This window comes from Variovorax stachyos (assembly GCF_051400855.1).
GTDB lineage: Bacteria > Pseudomonadota > Gammaproteobacteria > Burkholderiales > Burkholderiaceae_C > Variovorax.
Window position 1 is genome coordinate 56,660 of the sequence record NZ_JBLFFN010000017.1, and the last position, 14,783, is coordinate 71,442.

12 protein-coding genes are annotated in these 14,783 nt (G+C 63.8%); all 12 read left to right on the top strand.

What is annotated here, in order from left to right:
• Positions 1-17: 17 nt before the first annotated feature.
• The 12 genes from ACMGEZ_RS23735 (at position 18) to ACMGEZ_RS23790 (ending at position 14,754) form a co-directional block, all read left to right on the top strand.
• Positions 18-1,313: a ThiF family adenylyltransferase gene (locus ACMGEZ_RS23735; RefSeq protein ID WP_436824738.1), complete on the top strand. Its 1,296-nt coding sequence runs from the start codon at positions 18-20 to the stop codon at positions 1,311-1,313.
• Between the two features lie 310 nt (positions 1,314-1,623).
• On the top strand, positions 1,624-2,094 hold the full coding sequence (locus ACMGEZ_RS23740) for a Mov34/MPN/PAD-1 family protein (RefSeq protein WP_436824739.1): 471 nt from the start codon (positions 1,624-1,626) through the stop codon (positions 2,092-2,094).
• Positions 2,095-2,912: 818 nt separating this feature from the next.
• Positions 2,913-3,308, top strand: a complete 396-nt coding sequence (locus ACMGEZ_RS23745) for a helicase SNF2 (protein ID WP_436824740.1) — start codon at positions 2,913-2,915, stop codon at positions 3,306-3,308.
• Between the two features lie 12 nt (positions 3,309-3,320).
• A complete protein-coding gene (locus tag ACMGEZ_RS23750; RefSeq protein WP_436824741.1) occupies positions 3,321-3,788 on the top strand; it encodes an Ohr family peroxiredoxin in 468 nt (155 codons plus the stop codon).
• Positions 3,789-3,885: 97 nt separating this feature from the next.
• Positions 3,886-4,200 carry a cupin domain-containing protein gene (locus ACMGEZ_RS23755; protein ID WP_436824742.1) on the top strand — a complete coding sequence of 105 codons (315 nt, stop codon included), beginning with the start codon at positions 3,886-3,888 and terminating at the stop codon, positions 4,198-4,200.
• A 163-nt stretch (positions 4,201-4,363) separates the two neighbouring features.
• Positions 4,364-5,026, top strand: a complete 663-nt coding sequence (locus tag ACMGEZ_RS23760) for a response regulator transcription factor (RefSeq protein ID WP_436824743.1) — start codon at positions 4,364-4,366, stop codon at positions 5,024-5,026.
• Between the two features lie 167 nt (positions 5,027-5,193).
• A complete protein-coding gene (locus ACMGEZ_RS23765) occupies positions 5,194-5,586 on the top strand; it encodes a response regulator transcription factor (protein ID WP_436824744.1) in 393 nt (130 codons plus the stop codon).
• Complete coding sequence (locus ACMGEZ_RS23770; protein WP_436824745.1) at positions 5,583-11,081, top strand: trifunctional serine/threonine-protein kinase/ATP-binding protein/sensor histidine kinase; 5,499 nt, start codon at positions 5,583-5,585, stop codon at positions 11,079-11,081. Before ACMGEZ_RS23765 ends, ACMGEZ_RS23770 begins: the two co-directional genes overlap by 4 nt.
• 222 nt (positions 11,082-11,303) lie before the next feature.
• Positions 11,304-11,762: a lecithin retinol acyltransferase family protein gene (locus tag ACMGEZ_RS23775; protein ID WP_436824746.1), complete on the top strand. Its 459-nt coding sequence runs from the start codon at positions 11,304-11,306 to the stop codon at positions 11,760-11,762.
• A gap of 45 nt (positions 11,763-11,807) precedes the next feature.
• Complete coding sequence (locus ACMGEZ_RS23780) at positions 11,808-11,999, top strand: hypothetical protein (RefSeq protein WP_436824747.1); 192 nt, start codon at positions 11,808-11,810, stop codon at positions 11,997-11,999.
• A gap of 275 nt (positions 12,000-12,274) precedes the next feature.
• A complete protein-coding gene (locus ACMGEZ_RS23785; protein ID WP_436824788.1) occupies positions 12,275-12,868 on the top strand; it encodes an adenylate/guanylate cyclase domain-containing protein in 594 nt (197 codons plus the stop codon).
• A 554-nt stretch (positions 12,869-13,422) separates the two neighbouring features.
• Positions 13,423-14,754, top strand: coding sequence for an epoxide hydrolase family protein (locus ACMGEZ_RS23790; RefSeq protein ID WP_436824748.1), 1,332 nt, complete (start codon positions 13,423-13,425; stop codon positions 14,752-14,754).
• Positions 14,755-14,783: the final 29 nt, after the last annotated feature.

The following is a 14,783-nucleotide window of genomic DNA, read 5'->3' on the forward strand; positions in this document are numbered from 1 at the left end:
CGATGTGCGGCGCCAGTGTGCTGCAGGAGCTGTCGCATGCCTTAGGCGCGCGCGGGTTTGCGTACGCCGGCATGACGCCTGACGGATGGCCCTGTTTCCATGGTCGGCTGACGGCCGCTGGAGCGGCCCACGCCGCGAGGGTGTCGGTGGATTTGACGGGGCAGGAGCTTCCCCGTGTGTACGTCGACCCTCCTGCTGGCGCACCGCCTGTGATGGCGCACGTGGGGGCCAATGGCTTCGTGTGCTACGCCGTCAAAGGGAGCTTGGTTCTCGACATCTTCGACATCCCGGGCCAGACGCTCGCCTGCCTGGACCGCGCAGCAGTCGTTCTGGACCTCGCGCTGCGCGGGGAGATGCAGCAGGACTTGGAAGATGAGTTCTTCGCATTCTGGGGCGGAGAACTCTGCTTCGTGGACGTGGGCCCCACGGACAAGTCGCCCCTGACTGTCCTGCACTTCGAAGACGCAGGTCTGGCGTTCGTCACCAACAACCAGGAGCGGACGCAGCGCAAGCTGAAGGCCATGCAGCTTCACGGGGCGACCGAGGCGTCGGTGGTCGCCGGCATCAAAGTGGTGAGCACAGCCAAGCCGAAACCCACCCAGGGTGTATGGCCGCCGCGGACCGTGAACGAACTTCTGCGCTGGCAAGAACTGCTTGACCCGAAGGCCCGCCGTGACATGGAGCAGCAGCTGCTGCGCGCCTGCGCGCGCCGCAAGCGAATGGCCTTGTGCGTAGTCAAGACGCCCAGGACGCAATATGCCTTCTGGGTTCCCTTGACCAAGGACCAGAAACAATCCCCTGCCCAGGCTCTCGCAACTGCAAGGCCCCGGCTTCTTGCAGCGAAGGTGTACCCCATGACCACAGTGCGCATCGACGACGACTACGCGAGCCAGCGCAACACGCCAGGCAAGACCACGCTGGCCGGCAAGCGCATCGCCCTCATCGGGTGCGGCACCATTGGCGGGTTCCTTGCCGAACTGCTCGTGAAAGCTGGCGCAGGCTTGGACGGGGGCGAGCTACTGCTCGTTGACCACGACATCCTGATGCCGCAGAACGTTGGGCGCCACCGCCTCGGCCTGCACTACGCACTGAAGAACAAGGCGACGTCGCTGAAAACTGAACTCACGTTGGGCGCCCCGACCGCGAACCTGCGTGACCTGCCGGTCAAGGTGCAGGAGGCCGAACTCGGCACGCTGGACCTGCTCATCGACGCCACCGGAGAAGAGGGCCTGAGTTCTCAGTTGACGCGCCGTCTTTCTGATTCCGGCAAGTTCGTCCCGTCGCTCACGACATGGGTCGAGGGCCTGGTGTAGCAGTCCGAGCCCTCCTGCGTGACAGTCAAGACCAAGGCTGCATCCGCTGCATGTGCAAGGCCCATGGAGAGCAGCTGTTTCCTGTGGTGCAGGGAGCGATGCCTGACGAACTCGCAGGGCACGGCTGCGAGAGCCTGTACGTTCCGTTCCCGGCTACCGTCTCCATCCAAGCCGCATGCCTGGCAGCAGATGTGGTTTCCGACTGGCTTGCCGGCACCCCCGCCCCGCGGCTGCGGACCGCGTTGACGCGAAGAGGCTTCATCAACGCGATGGAGGACAACGACGTTCCGCGCCGCGAGAACTGCCCTGCATGCAGTTCGTAAGTGAGTGGGCCACGGCCGACCGGCGCCGGCTAGTGGTCCTCAACGAAGCCGTGACGCAGGTCTTGGTGCGTCACAGGCAGCGCTTTCCCTGGCAGACGGAAGCTGGTGGCATTCTGCTCGGGCGCCGGCGCGGCAATCACTTTGAGGTGGTCGAAGCCACGGAGCCGACGCACCGCGACCGCAGGTTGACCTACTTGTGGGAACGGGAGGCCTTCGGCCATGCACAAGCTGCTACGCGCGCATGGAGGCTCGCCGTGGGGACCGTCGACTACGTCGGTGAATGGCACACACACCCACAACGCGTGCCCATCCCGTCATCGTTGGATCGGCGCGAGTGGCATGCGCTGGCTTTGGATTGCCCGACGGTGTTGCGTCTAGTGATCGTCGTCGGAACCAGTGAGCTGCACATCGAACTGGTCAGTGCAGCAGGGCAAGTAGAGCTCATGCCGCTCTCATGACATGGCGCGAATGCCCTCGGCCAGACGCACAGTTCACCGAAGCTCACTGCACAGTCGCACAGCCGGGACACGCGACCGACGCAGCCATCACACTGACTAGCGAAAACGCACCATTACCGCTAGCTGCCCGGAGCTGCACGTCCGCTTCCGACCGCTCGCGTCGTTCGCGCGTCTTCAGGTCGCTAGCGTGGCTCAATGACTGCATTGGAACCGAGACCGCAAATTGGGCTTCCACCGGTGACCGACTGCAATCGCTGCCTATGTGCCCTTCGGACGGGTGCAGCGCAGCGGGCCAAGGCTGCCGACGGCGGTGGGGGATTGTCGTCGGCGTGACTATCGCTGGTCCGGGTTCGACCTCTGCGGGCGCTGCCGACCGTCCGGTTCACAACCACGCACACGTTCTAGAGCCGTACTATTTCCAATCTGAGTCGGTCCAGGCTCTCTTCCGTTCCACGTATGCGCTGGGCTCGGCCGAAAGTCGCGAAACGGCGCTCCGGGCCAAACGCCATTCCGCCAGCCTGAGTAGCGGACATTCGCCTCGTACATTGCCCTCCCGGCGCGTTCTCGGGGTTGTGGCCGCCAGCCCTCCCCTGAACCAAGGTTCAGTGCGCCCAACCATGTGCGCAGGCACTCTGCCCGACGGTTGGTGACCGCCTGCGTTTCTTGGGCGGCGATCGTGCGCGCCGATGCCAAGAGCTCGAACCGCTCGACCACGGCGCAATACAAGCCAACCACAGTGCCCGGCATCCTCACTCCCGGGTTGTGAACGTTTGCAGTCACACCTGAATTCATCATCCAAACCATCGAAGGAAACTGAAATGAAGACCTCAAGTTACATCGCCACCTCCGCATTCTCGCTTTTCGCAGCGGTCGGCGTACTCGTCAGTGCCGGCGCACAGGCTGAAACCTACCAAGGCGTGCATGCGCCTGTGTCGGCCAACAGTCGGGCCGACATTCGCGCCCAGGCCGTGATCGCAGCGCACAGCGAGAACCCTTATGCCGAAGGCGCCTCCTCGCGCGTCGCGCCCCGGTTGATCGCTTCGACCGACCGCGCCACGGTGCGTGCCGAAGCGGTGGCGAGCGCGCACAGTGCGAACCCCTATGCTGAAGGTTACGGGCAAGGCGTCGCTTCGGTGCCGGTTGGCACAGTCGATCGCGCCGCGCTACGCGCCCAGGCTCGCGCAGCCGCGCGCAGTCAGCACCTGCCACTGTAAGAGGAGTCCGCAATGACCAACAAGATTCAAACCGTGCTGCTCACCGGCAAGACCCATACGACGGCAAGCCGTCGTGAAGGCGCCTCTCTCGGCGATGACCGCGTCGACATGCAGCTCTCGACCCCTGGCAATGCCGGCAACGAGATCGCGTTCACGGCAATTCAGCTGCATCCGACCGCGGAGCAGCTGTTCGCCGGCGCCTGGTCGGCCTGCTACACCGGCGCGCTTGGCCTCATCGCCAAGACGAAAAAAGTGGCGCTCCCCTCCGACATGTCCGTCGACATCGAAGTGGATCTCGGCAAGACGGGCAATGCGTACTTCATCCAGGCGCGGATCGAGGTCCGCATGCCGGGCGTTCCGCTGGAGGTGGCAGATGCCATCGCGCAAGCGGCGCACGACATCTGCCCGTACTCGAAGGCCGTTCACGGCAACATCGACGTCACCACGAACGCCGTTGCCACGGACGCCTTGCCCGCGTGATGCGGCATGCCGCCGGGCTTGCCCCGGCGGCATGTCGGTCGAGGATGGCAGCAAGCTCTCGCGCAGCCGTCCTCCCCCACCCATCTCGGAGAGCACGATGATTCACTTCACCAGCGCACAACGCCAGTTCGCCGAAGCCGGCATCGACGGCATCCGCTTCGCTTCCATCTGGGGCGAGAACGGCAATGGCTCGGACTTCATCGAGGTCATGGCCGACGCTCGCTTCCCGCTTCACGACCATGGAGGCCCGGAGGAGATCCTCATGATCTCGGGACGCATCCGCTTCCGCGATCTCGAGCTGTCGGCGGGCGACTACCTGAAGACCGGCCCTGGTGAGCAGCACGACGCGCAAGCGCTCGAGGACTCGCTGTTCTTCCTTGCCCACGTGAGCAGCGCAGTGATCAAGGAATGACATTGGCTTGCGGCGTTGGGCTGGCCAGCCGTTCGAGCCAACTTCGGTAGCCACAAGAGCAATACCAACACCGACCCTGGGGCCCTTGCCTCCCGCCCCGGATGCGCGGAGGATAGGGCACGAACAGGGGGCAATGTGACAACTTGCAACGTGGAGCGCTTCCGTGGAACTTCAATCGTTGACGAAAGGGGTGTCGGACTCTGATGCCTGCGTTGTGGTCATCGACGACGACACGGAATTTCGTGATTCGCTCGGACGACTCTTGCGGTCGGCCGGGCTGAATGCACTCGCGTTCGCGTCGGTTGCCGAGTTCGCGAAATCCAAGCCGCCCGATAGCCCTACATGCCTGGTTCTCGACGTGCGAATGCCGGGAAGGAGCGGGCTGGAATTCCAGCGCGATCTTGCCGCGGCGGGCGAGACGCTCCCGATCGTCTTCATCACCGGACATGGAGACATTCCGATGACGGTGCAGGCGATGAAGGCGGGCGCCATCGAGTTTCTGACGAAGCCATTCCGCGACCAGGATCTTCTGGACGCCGTGAACGTGGGGCTCGCCCGAGATCGCGCACGCCGTGAGAACGATCAATCCCTGAGCGCGCTCAAGGCCCGGTTCGAAGACCTGACGCCGCGAGAGCGCGCGATTCTGGTCCAGGTCGTTCAGGGCCGCCTGAACAAGCAGATAGCCGGCGACATGGGCATCACCGAGACCACCGTGAAAGTTCACCGGAGCAACATGATGCACAAGATCGAGGCCGCCTCGCTTCCGGAACTGTGCCGCATGGCGGACAAGCTCGATCTGCTGCCGAAGAAGGTTGAGCGCTCGTAGCCGCCAAGGCCACCTTGAGTCAATGGTTCTGCAGCTGCCCGCCCGCTCACACCTAAACCAAGGCTTAGAGATCTAACCTCGCTACGGCAGTACGCTTGGCAACAGTGCGGTACGGCCGTGCCATCGGGCACGTTGTTGAGGCTGCAAGTGACGAACCGGAAACTGTCGTGCCCGAGCCATCCCTGATCTCCATCGTCGATGACGACCAGTCCTTTCGCGACTCCATGCGAAGGCTGCTCAAGTCGCACGGCTATACCGTCGCGGTGTTCCCGTCCGCGGCCGAATTCCTCGCATCCGCCCAACTGCCAGCGACCGCCTGCCTGGTGGCCGACATCCACATGCCCGTGATGACAGGCGCGGAGCTCTACAGGCACCTGATCGCGTTGGGGCATGCGATCCCGACCATCCTGATCACGGCCCATCCGGAAGAAGGCGTCCGGCAACGCATGCTGAGCCTGGGAGTCGGCTGCTACCTTCACAAGCCATTGGATGAGGCCGTCCTGATCGATTGCCTCCGCCGCGCCTTCACGCGCGACAAGGCGCATCGGGTCGCGCCATGAACGCTCCCGGCGCCGGCTTGGACTCGCCAGAAGTGCTGTGGGAGGACGCCGAACGTGCCTTCTGCAGACTGCGCCGAGAGGGCGCCGAGGGCGCCCGGCACGCTTTCATACCCGTGACCTCCGGCGCCGGGCAGCCGACGCAAGAGAGCATCGATCGCCTCTCGCACGAGTACGAACTCAAGGACTACCTCGATGCGGCATGGGCATTGCGCCCGGCGGAACTCGTGCGCGAGCCCGGACGGACGATGCTGGTGGTCGACTTTGCAGGAGGTGAGCCGCTGGACCGCCTGATCCGCCAGCCCATGCAAATCGGACGATTTCTGCGCCTGGCAGCGGCGATGGCGTCAGCACTCGGCCGGCTTCACGGGCGTGGCCTCATCCACAAGGACATCAAGCCTGCCAACGTTATCGTGGATCCGGCGACGGAGCGAGTCTGGCTCTCCGGCTTTGGCATCGCATCTCGCCTCCCGCGCGAGCGGCAGCCGCCTGAACCTCCGGAGTTCATTGCAGGAACGCTCGCCTATATGGCACCCGAGCAGACTGGGCGAGTGAGCCGCTCCATCGATTCCCGAAGCGACCTGTACTCGCTCGGGGTCACGTTCTATGAAATGCTGACCGGCGGTCTTCCGTTCACGGCATCCGAGCCGATGGAGTGGGTGCACTGCCACATTGCGCGACAGCCGACGAACCCCAGCGAACGATTGACGAGTATTCCGATAGCCGTCTCCGCCATCACCATGAAGATGCTCTCCAAGACCGCCGAGGAACGATACCAGTCGGCGGCGGGTGTCGGGCGCGACCTCCGGCGCTGCCTCTCCGAATGGAACGCGCAGGGGCGCATCCACGATTTCGCGCCGGGCGATCATGACGCTCCAGATCGCCTCATGATCCCCGAGAAACTCTACGGGCGCAGATCGGAGGTCGACACCCTTCTCGCCGCGTTCCATCGCATCGTCGCCGGGGCCAGGCCCGAGTTGGTGCTCGTCTCCGGGTACTCGGGCATCGGCAAATCCGCAGTTGTCAACGAGCTGCAAAAGCCGCTTGTTCCACACCGAGGCTTGTTTGCGGCGGGCAAGTTCGACCAGTACAAGCGCGACATTCCGTATGCCACGCTGGCGCAGGCCTTCCAGGGACTGATCCGGCCGCTCCTGAGCAAGAACGAAGAAGACTTGTGCAAATGGCGCGACGCCCTTCGCGAGGCGCTGGATCCGAACGGACTGCTCATGGTCGAGCTCGTCCCGGATTTGAAGCACATCATCGGGGAACAGCCCCCTGTGCCCGAGCTTCCTCCGCAGGATACGCAGGGGCGCTTTCAGCTGGTATTCCGGCGCTTCATCGGCGTATTCGCGCGGCCCGAGCATCCGCTCGTGCTCTTCCTCGACGATCTGCAATGGCTGGACGCGGCCACGCTCGACCTGCTCGAGGAGCTGCTGACGCGCTCCGACCTGAAACACCTTCTGCTGATCGGCGCTTATCGTGACAACGAGGTCAGCGCCACCCACCCATTGGTGCGCAAGCTGGACGCCATCCGCCAAGGCGGGGCCGTGTTGCAGGAAATCGTCCTCGCCCCGCTGGATCGCGACGACCTGGGACGCCTGCTGGCGGACTCTCTTCGCTGCGAACCTGAGCACGTCAGCCCGTTGGCGCAACTGATCCACGAGAAGACGACAGGAAATCCGTTCTTCGCGATCCAGTTCATCTCCACATTGGCAGACGAGGGCTTGCTCGCCTTCGACTACGGTGAAGGGCGATGGTCATGGAATCTGGACCTCATCCATGCCAAGGGCTACACCGACAACGTCGTGGAGCTGATGGTCGGAAAATTGAACCGCCTGCCCAAGGCAACGCAGAAGACGCTGCATCGGTTCGCTTCCCTGGGGAACAGCGCCGGGTTCGACGTGTTGCGGGTGGTGTGCCAGGAATCGATCGAGGAGTTGCATGACCACCTGTGGGAGGCGGTTCGCGCTGGCTTGATCTTCCGCTCGAACGACGCTTATTGCTTCCTCCACGACCGCGTGCAGGAGGCGGCCTATTCACTGATCCCGCAGGAACTGCGTGCCGAGACGCATCTGCGCCTCGGCACGCTCCTGGCCGAGCACACGCCTGCGGAGAGGCGCGAGGAGGCGATATTCGAGATCGTCAATCAGTTGAACCGCGGCTCCCATCTCATCACCTCGGTCGAGGAGCGGGAGAAAGTTGCAGACCTCAATCTGGTCGCTGGTCGGCGCGCCAAGATCTCGACCGCCTATGTCTCGGCGCTCAAGTACCTCAGAGCGGGCAGCGTCCTCCTTGCGGAGGAGACCTGGGAGAGCAACTACTCGCTCATGTTCTCCATCGAGAGCCTGTTGGCCGAGTGCGAACTGCTGACGGGAGATATGTCGACGGCCGAGAATCGGCTCTCGCGCTTAGCCGAGCGGGCCAGGAGCCGCCATGACTACTGCGCCGCGACGCGCCTGCGGATCGTGCTTTACACCAATTGGGACAGAAGCGATCAAGGCCTCGACGTATTCCTGGAGTGGCTCCGTCGCGATGGAACCTTCTGGTCGAAACGCCCGACCAGGGAGGAGGCGATGCGCGAATATGCGCGAACCCGCACGCTGCTTGGGGGTCGGCAGATTGAAGAGCTCGTGCACCTCCCGCTGATGACGGACCCTGAGATCCTGGACACCGTGGACGTCTTTTCGGAAGCCGCTACACCGTCCTACTTCTTCGATGAACACCTGTCGTCACTCGTGGTCTGCCGCCTGGTCGGTCTCAGCCTCGAGTACGGAAACTGTGATGCGTCGTGTTTCGGCTATGTCTGGATGGCCTTCTTCGCCGGACCGCGCTTCAACAACTACACAGACGGATTTCGGTTCGGCCAACTGGCATATGACCTAGTCGAGAAACGTAGCTTGATTCGCTATCAAGCGCGAACATACCTGTGCATGGGGGCGCTCGTCATACCGTGGAGCAAACACCCTGGCAGCGGGCGCGAACTGGTGCGCCGTGCGTTCGACGCCGCGTATCGCGGCGGTGAACTCGCCTTCGCGGGATATAGCTTGGAGAGGTCGATCACGATCAGCTTGGCGGTAGGCGATCCCCTCGCGGAAGTGCAAAAGGAGGCCGAGAACGGCCTTGCCTTTTCCAGCAAGGCCCAGTTGGGTCTTGTTCATGCCATCTGCGGCTCGCAGCTCGGGCTGGCACGGAGCCTGCGCGGACTGACGGCGGTTTTCGGGAGGCTGGATCACGAGGGATACAGTGAGCGCGCTACCGAACGCGATCTGGCCAGCGATCCCAATCTGGGGCTTGCGGAATTCGACTATTGGGTCCGCAAGTTGCAGGCACGGTCTCTTGCGGGAGACCACGCCTCTGCCATCGACGCGGCGCTGAACGCCCAACGGCTCCTTTGGCGCGCGGCGGCCAACTTCGAAGCCGCCGAGTTTCATCTTTACGGGGCGCTCGCACATGCTGCAGCCTTTGATTTCGCCGCTGGCGACCAGAGGCGGCAACACCTCGAGGCTTTGGTCGGTCACCACAGGCAGATCGAAGTATGGGCCGAGCACAACCCCGTGACCTTTGAGAACCGCGCAGCGATCGTTGGTGCGGAGATCGCCAGGATCGAAGGCCGCGTGCTCGAGGCTCAAGACCTCTATGAAAAAGCCGTGCGCTCGTCGCACACCCACGGCTTTGTCCACAACGAGGCGATCGCCAACGAGCGGGCCGGATGCTTCTACGCGGCGCGCGGCTTCGACAAGATTGCGACCACCTACCTGCGCGATGCGCGGGCCTGCTACCTCCACTGGGGCGCTGATGGCAAGGTTCGACAGCTCGAGCAGTTGTATCCGCACCTCAGGGCGGACAAGCCGATCTCGGAGCCCAGCACCACGATACAGACGTCCGCCGAGCTTCTCGATCTGGCGACCGTGATGAAGGTCTCGGAAGCGCTGTCGGGCGAGATTGTTCTGGAGAAGCTGATCGACACGCTCATGCGTACGGCCATCGAGCATGCCGGCGCCGAACGAGGTGTGCTGGTTCTTCCGAGAGGCGATGAATATCGGATAGAAGCGGAAGCCACGACCAGCAGTGGCAAGGTGGAGGTCCAGCTCCGACAAGCGAGCGTCACCGCAGCAGATCTGTCCGAGTCCGTCTTCCGCTACGCCCTGCGTACCAAGGAAAGCGTGCTGCTGCAAGACGCCTCGGGCGAGAACCCGTTCGCTGCCGATGACTATATTCGCAAGCACCATGCGCGGTCGGTACTCTGCCTGCCGATCCTCAAACAGGCCCGCGTGCTCGGAATGCTGTACCTGGAGAACAACCTCACGCCGCATGCATTCACGCCCGCTCGAATGGCCATCCTCAAGTTGCTGGCCTCCGAGGCGGCGATCTCGATGGAGAACGCTCGCCTCTATCGGGATCTCGCCGAACGAGAAGCCAGGATCCGGCGTCTGGTGGATGCCAACATCATCGGGATCATCATTTGCGATGTCGATGGTCGAATTCACGAGGCCAATGACGCGTTTCTGCGCATGGTCGGATACGAGCGTGAAGATCTCGTGTCGCAAAGCATCCGCTGGACGGATATGACGCCGCCGGAATGGCGCGTGAGGGACCAACAGCAGCTGGTGCCGGAGCTGAAGACGACAGGCAGCCTGCAACCGTTCGAAAAGGAGTTCTTCCGGAGGGACGGCAGCCGCGTGCCTGTGTTGATCGGCGTGGCCAACTTCGAGGATGGCGGACATCAGGGCGTCGCGTTCGTGCTCGACTTGACGGAGCGCAAGCGCGCTTCGGATGCGCTTCGCGCGCTGCAGATGGATCTGGCGCACGCGAACCGCCTGGCCACCATGGGACAGCTCGCGGCTTCCATCGCGCACGAAGTCAACCAGCCGATTGGGGCGGCACGCAACAACGCTCACGCGGCGTTGCGCTTTCTGGCCCGAGATCCGCCGGAGCTTGCGGAAGTCAGTGAGGCTCTCGAGTGCGTCGTGAGCGATACCTACCGGGCTGGCGGCATCATCAGCCGAATCCGCGATCAAGTCAGGAAAGTGCCTCCCCGCAAGGAGAGCGTCGACCTGAACGACGCCATCGGGGATGTGATGGCGCTCGTGCGAGGTGAGCTGTCCAAGAATCAGGTGTCGATCGAGACGCAGCTCGCGCAGAGACTGCCGCCGGTTCATGGGGATCGGGTTCAGTTGCAGCAGGTCATGCTGAACCTGATCCTCAATGCGATCGAGGCCATGGGTGGCGTCGACGCCGAGGTGCGGAAGTTGGTGATCTGCACCGAATCGAGCCCGCCGAAGGGCCTGCTCGTCACGATCGGCGACTCGGGCCCCGGCATCGCACCGGAGGACCGCGAGCGGGTTTTCGAATCCTTCTACACCACCAAGGCCAGCGGAGTGGGCATCGGCCTCTCGATTTGCCGCTCCATCATCGATGCCCACGACGGAAGACTGTGGGCGGACGCCCATCAGCCTCGTGGCGCGGCTTTCAGGTTCACACTGCCAGCCCTCTTCTGAACCAAGGTTTAGTGCGCCCAACCACGGGTGCAGGCTCTCGGCCCGTTGGTTGAAGACCGCCTGCGGTTCGCGTGCTGCAGTCTTGCGCGTCGATACCAGGAGGTCGAACCGATCGCCTACGGCGCAATACAAGCCAACGGCCGCACGACGCATCCTCACTCCCGGGTTGTGAACATTTGCAGTCACACCCGAACGCAACCACTGGTTGCCGAGGAGTCCGTCATGCAATCGACCGCTTCGCAAGACGTGCACTTTCCGCTCGGCGCGCACGTCGTGACGCCTCGCCGCTGGTACACGCATCACGGCATCTACGTCGGAGCAGGCCAGGTCGTTCACTACCAGGGCCTGTCTTCGTCGATGCGCTGCGGTCCGGTCGCGAAGGTCAGCCTCGCCGAGTTCGCCCATGGCCAGCCGGTGCGCATGCACGGTGAAACAGACGTGGCGTACTCCGGAATGGAAGTCGTAGCCCGTGCCTGCTCTCGCCTGGGCGAAGACGCCTACGACGTACTGCGTAACAACTGCGAGCACTTCTGCTCCTGGTGCCTGATCGGAGCCGCCCGCAGCCCGCAAGTGGAGCGCCTGTTGTCGAGTCCGCGCGCGGTGGCGCTCGCCGCCCGAGTTCTGGCCGTCCTCGTCAGCGGGTGGAGTACCGCCCGCGAGGCACTGCCTCTCATCAGCTGACCGGTGCGGTGCGCACAACGCTACGCATCCGCCAAGGAGTCCACCATGGCCCTCGACAAGCTGCGGTACGCCGCTGAGAACCACCTGGCTGCCAGTCGCGGCGGCCGCATCCTCCTTCACATGCTCGCGATGCTGGGTGACCGATGCGTGCGCTTCCATCTGGCAGGCATACGCAGGGAGTTGCCGTCCTATCGCACGGCCTCGTCCCTTCCTTCGAACCGAGGGGCGGTGGTATGACTGGCCCGCAAATGCTTTTCGTGCAGCTGGTCCAACTGGCGCTGCTTGCCATCTGCGCCTTCGTTGCGAGGCGAGTTGCCGCGCTGCCGTTGCGAGGGCTTGTGAACGCCGCAGGCGCCTTGGGTCTTGATCTCAAAGGAACGCCACTGCCAGAGGGTGGGCCCACAAAGGTGGCCCGTGCATCCACGGCCCTGGGCATCTCCATGCAGGATCACGGCGTAAGGCATCGACTCCTGGCGATCCTGGCTGCTGACGCGGTTGGATACTCGCGCATGATGGCCGCAGACGCCAAGGCCACCCTGCAGGCGCTCGATGCGGCTCGCCAGGTTTTTCGCACCACCATCGAATCCTCGGGTGGACGAGTCGTCGACACGGCAGGAGACTCCGTGCTGGCCGTTTTCGGTACGGCAACTGGCGCAGTGGCTGCTGCGATGAGAATCCAGACGCGGTTGTCCTCCGACAGGGATAACGGTCACCAGGATGTGGCGATGCAATTTCGTATCGGCGTTCATCTCGGCGAGGTTCTCGAGAAGATGGATGGCACTGTCTACGGCGATGGGGTCAATGTCGCTGCTCGCCTGCAGGCGCTTGCGGCGCCAGGAGGGGTCGTTGTCTCGCACGCGGTACACGATGCGGTCTCTGGTCACATCGAAAAGGTGTTCGAAGACATTGGCGAGCATATGGCGAAGAACGTTGCCGAGCCGCTGCGTGCATTCCGATGGCTTCAAGTCCCGACGCGGCGCGCTCCGCGAACGCGGCAGCGGCAAGCTCTCGCGCTTCGGCCCGCGCAGCGAGCGATCGATCTGCACGGGCAGGCTCGGCAATGCCGAGGGACTGGGCGGCGTTCTCGTGGCCGCGCCTCCGAGTAGCAGCTGGAGCAGTCGGCGCGCGGCGAGATGTACACGACCGCGGTGTCACCGACGATTGCCTGTTGCGCCAGCCTGAGCCTGATCGTAGGCGGCGGCGGCAGAACGCGGCATGCATGACCGCAGCAACTGATCGGCATGCTTCGCGCGATTGCAGCGGCGGCAGATCTGCCGTGCGCTGAGCTGCGTGGCGTCGCACCGACTCGGCAACCGGCGCGCCTCGCCGAAGAAAAACCGCTGGACGGCTCTGCCCCCGCGATCAGGTCCTGGTTGGCGCTGTCCACCCATCGGCCTCGCGCCACCGCTGTCAGATTCACGCTGCCAGGCCTTCCCTGAACCAAGGTTCAGTGCACCCAGCCATGTGCGCAGGCTTTCGGCCCGCTGGTCAAGTTCGCATGCGTTTCGCGTGCCCTAGTCATGCAAGTCGATACCAAGAGCTCGAACCGCGCGACCACGGCGCAGTACAAACCAACCACAGTGCCCGGCATCCTCACTCCCGGGTTGTGAACATTTGCAGTCACACCCGAACGCAACCAACGGTTGCCAAGGAGTTCGTCATGCAACAGACGCCCGATCTCGGTCGCCGTCTCTTTTTCGGAGCTGCAGCGGCAACCGCTGCAAGCACCCTGGGTCTTCTCACTCTTTCAGAGAGGTCTCAAGCCATGAATCAAGTTATGCAGCAGATGGGCAGCGACGGGATTGCCATCCGTCCTTTTCATGTGAATTTCCCGGAATCGGATCTCGCCGAACTGCGCCGGCGCATCAACGCGACAAGGTGGCCCGAACGGGAGACGGTCGCGGACGATTCGCAAGGCGTGCAGCTCGCCACGATTCAGGCGCTCGCACGCTATTGGGGGAAGGACTACAACTGGCGCAAGGTCGAGGCGAAGATGAATTCGTACCCGCAATTCATCACCGAGATCGATGGGCTGGACATCCACTTTCTCCACATCCGTTCGAAGCACGAGAACGCGTTGCCCCTCATCGTCACACACGGATGGCCCGGATCGATCATCGAGCAGATGAAAATCATCGATCCGCTGGTCAACCCCACGGCCCACGGCGCCAGCGCATCGGACGCATTCGACGTCGTGATCCCTTCCATGCCCGGCTACGGCTTCTCGGGCAAGCCCACCACCCCCGGCTGGGGCCCCGAGCGCATGGGCCGCGCCTGGCACCAGCTAATGACGCGGCTGGGCTACACGCGCTACGTCGCGCAGGGCGGCGACTGGGGCGCCTTCGTGGTCGAGCAGATGGGCCTGCAGGCGCCGGCGGGACTGCTGGGCATCCACACCAACCTGCCCGCGATCGTGCCGGCCGACGTGTATAAGCCCCTGCTCAGGGGCGAGCCGCCGCCGGCGGGCCTCTCGGCCGAGGAACGGCGCGCGTACGAGCAGCTGGAGACAACTCTTAAGCGCGTCGCATACGCCCGGATCATGTCGTCGCGGCCGCAGACCCTGTACGGCATCGCGGACTCGCCGGTTGGCCTGGCCGCCTGGCTGCTCGACCATGACGATGCCGGCGGGCAGCCGGCCGCGGCCATGACTGCCGGACTGCGCCGCACCCACAGCACGAGCGGCGAGCTGACGCGCGAGGAGATCCTGGACAACATCACCCTGTTCTGGTTGACGAACACCGCTGTCTCGGCGTCGCGTCTGTACTGGGAATACAAGGGCGGCTACTGGGACGCCAAGGGCGTCAACATCCCGGTGGCGGTCAGCGTCTTTCCCGGCGAGCAGTACGAAGCGCCGCGCAGCTGGACCGAGGGGGCCTACCCGAAGCTCATTCACTTCAACAAGGTGGACAGGGGCGGCCACTTTGCGGCCTGGGAACAACCGAAGATCTTCTCGGAAGAGGTTCGCGCGGGCTTCAGGTCGCTGCGCGCGTAACGTGCTCGCGCAAGCTCCACGGATGAAGC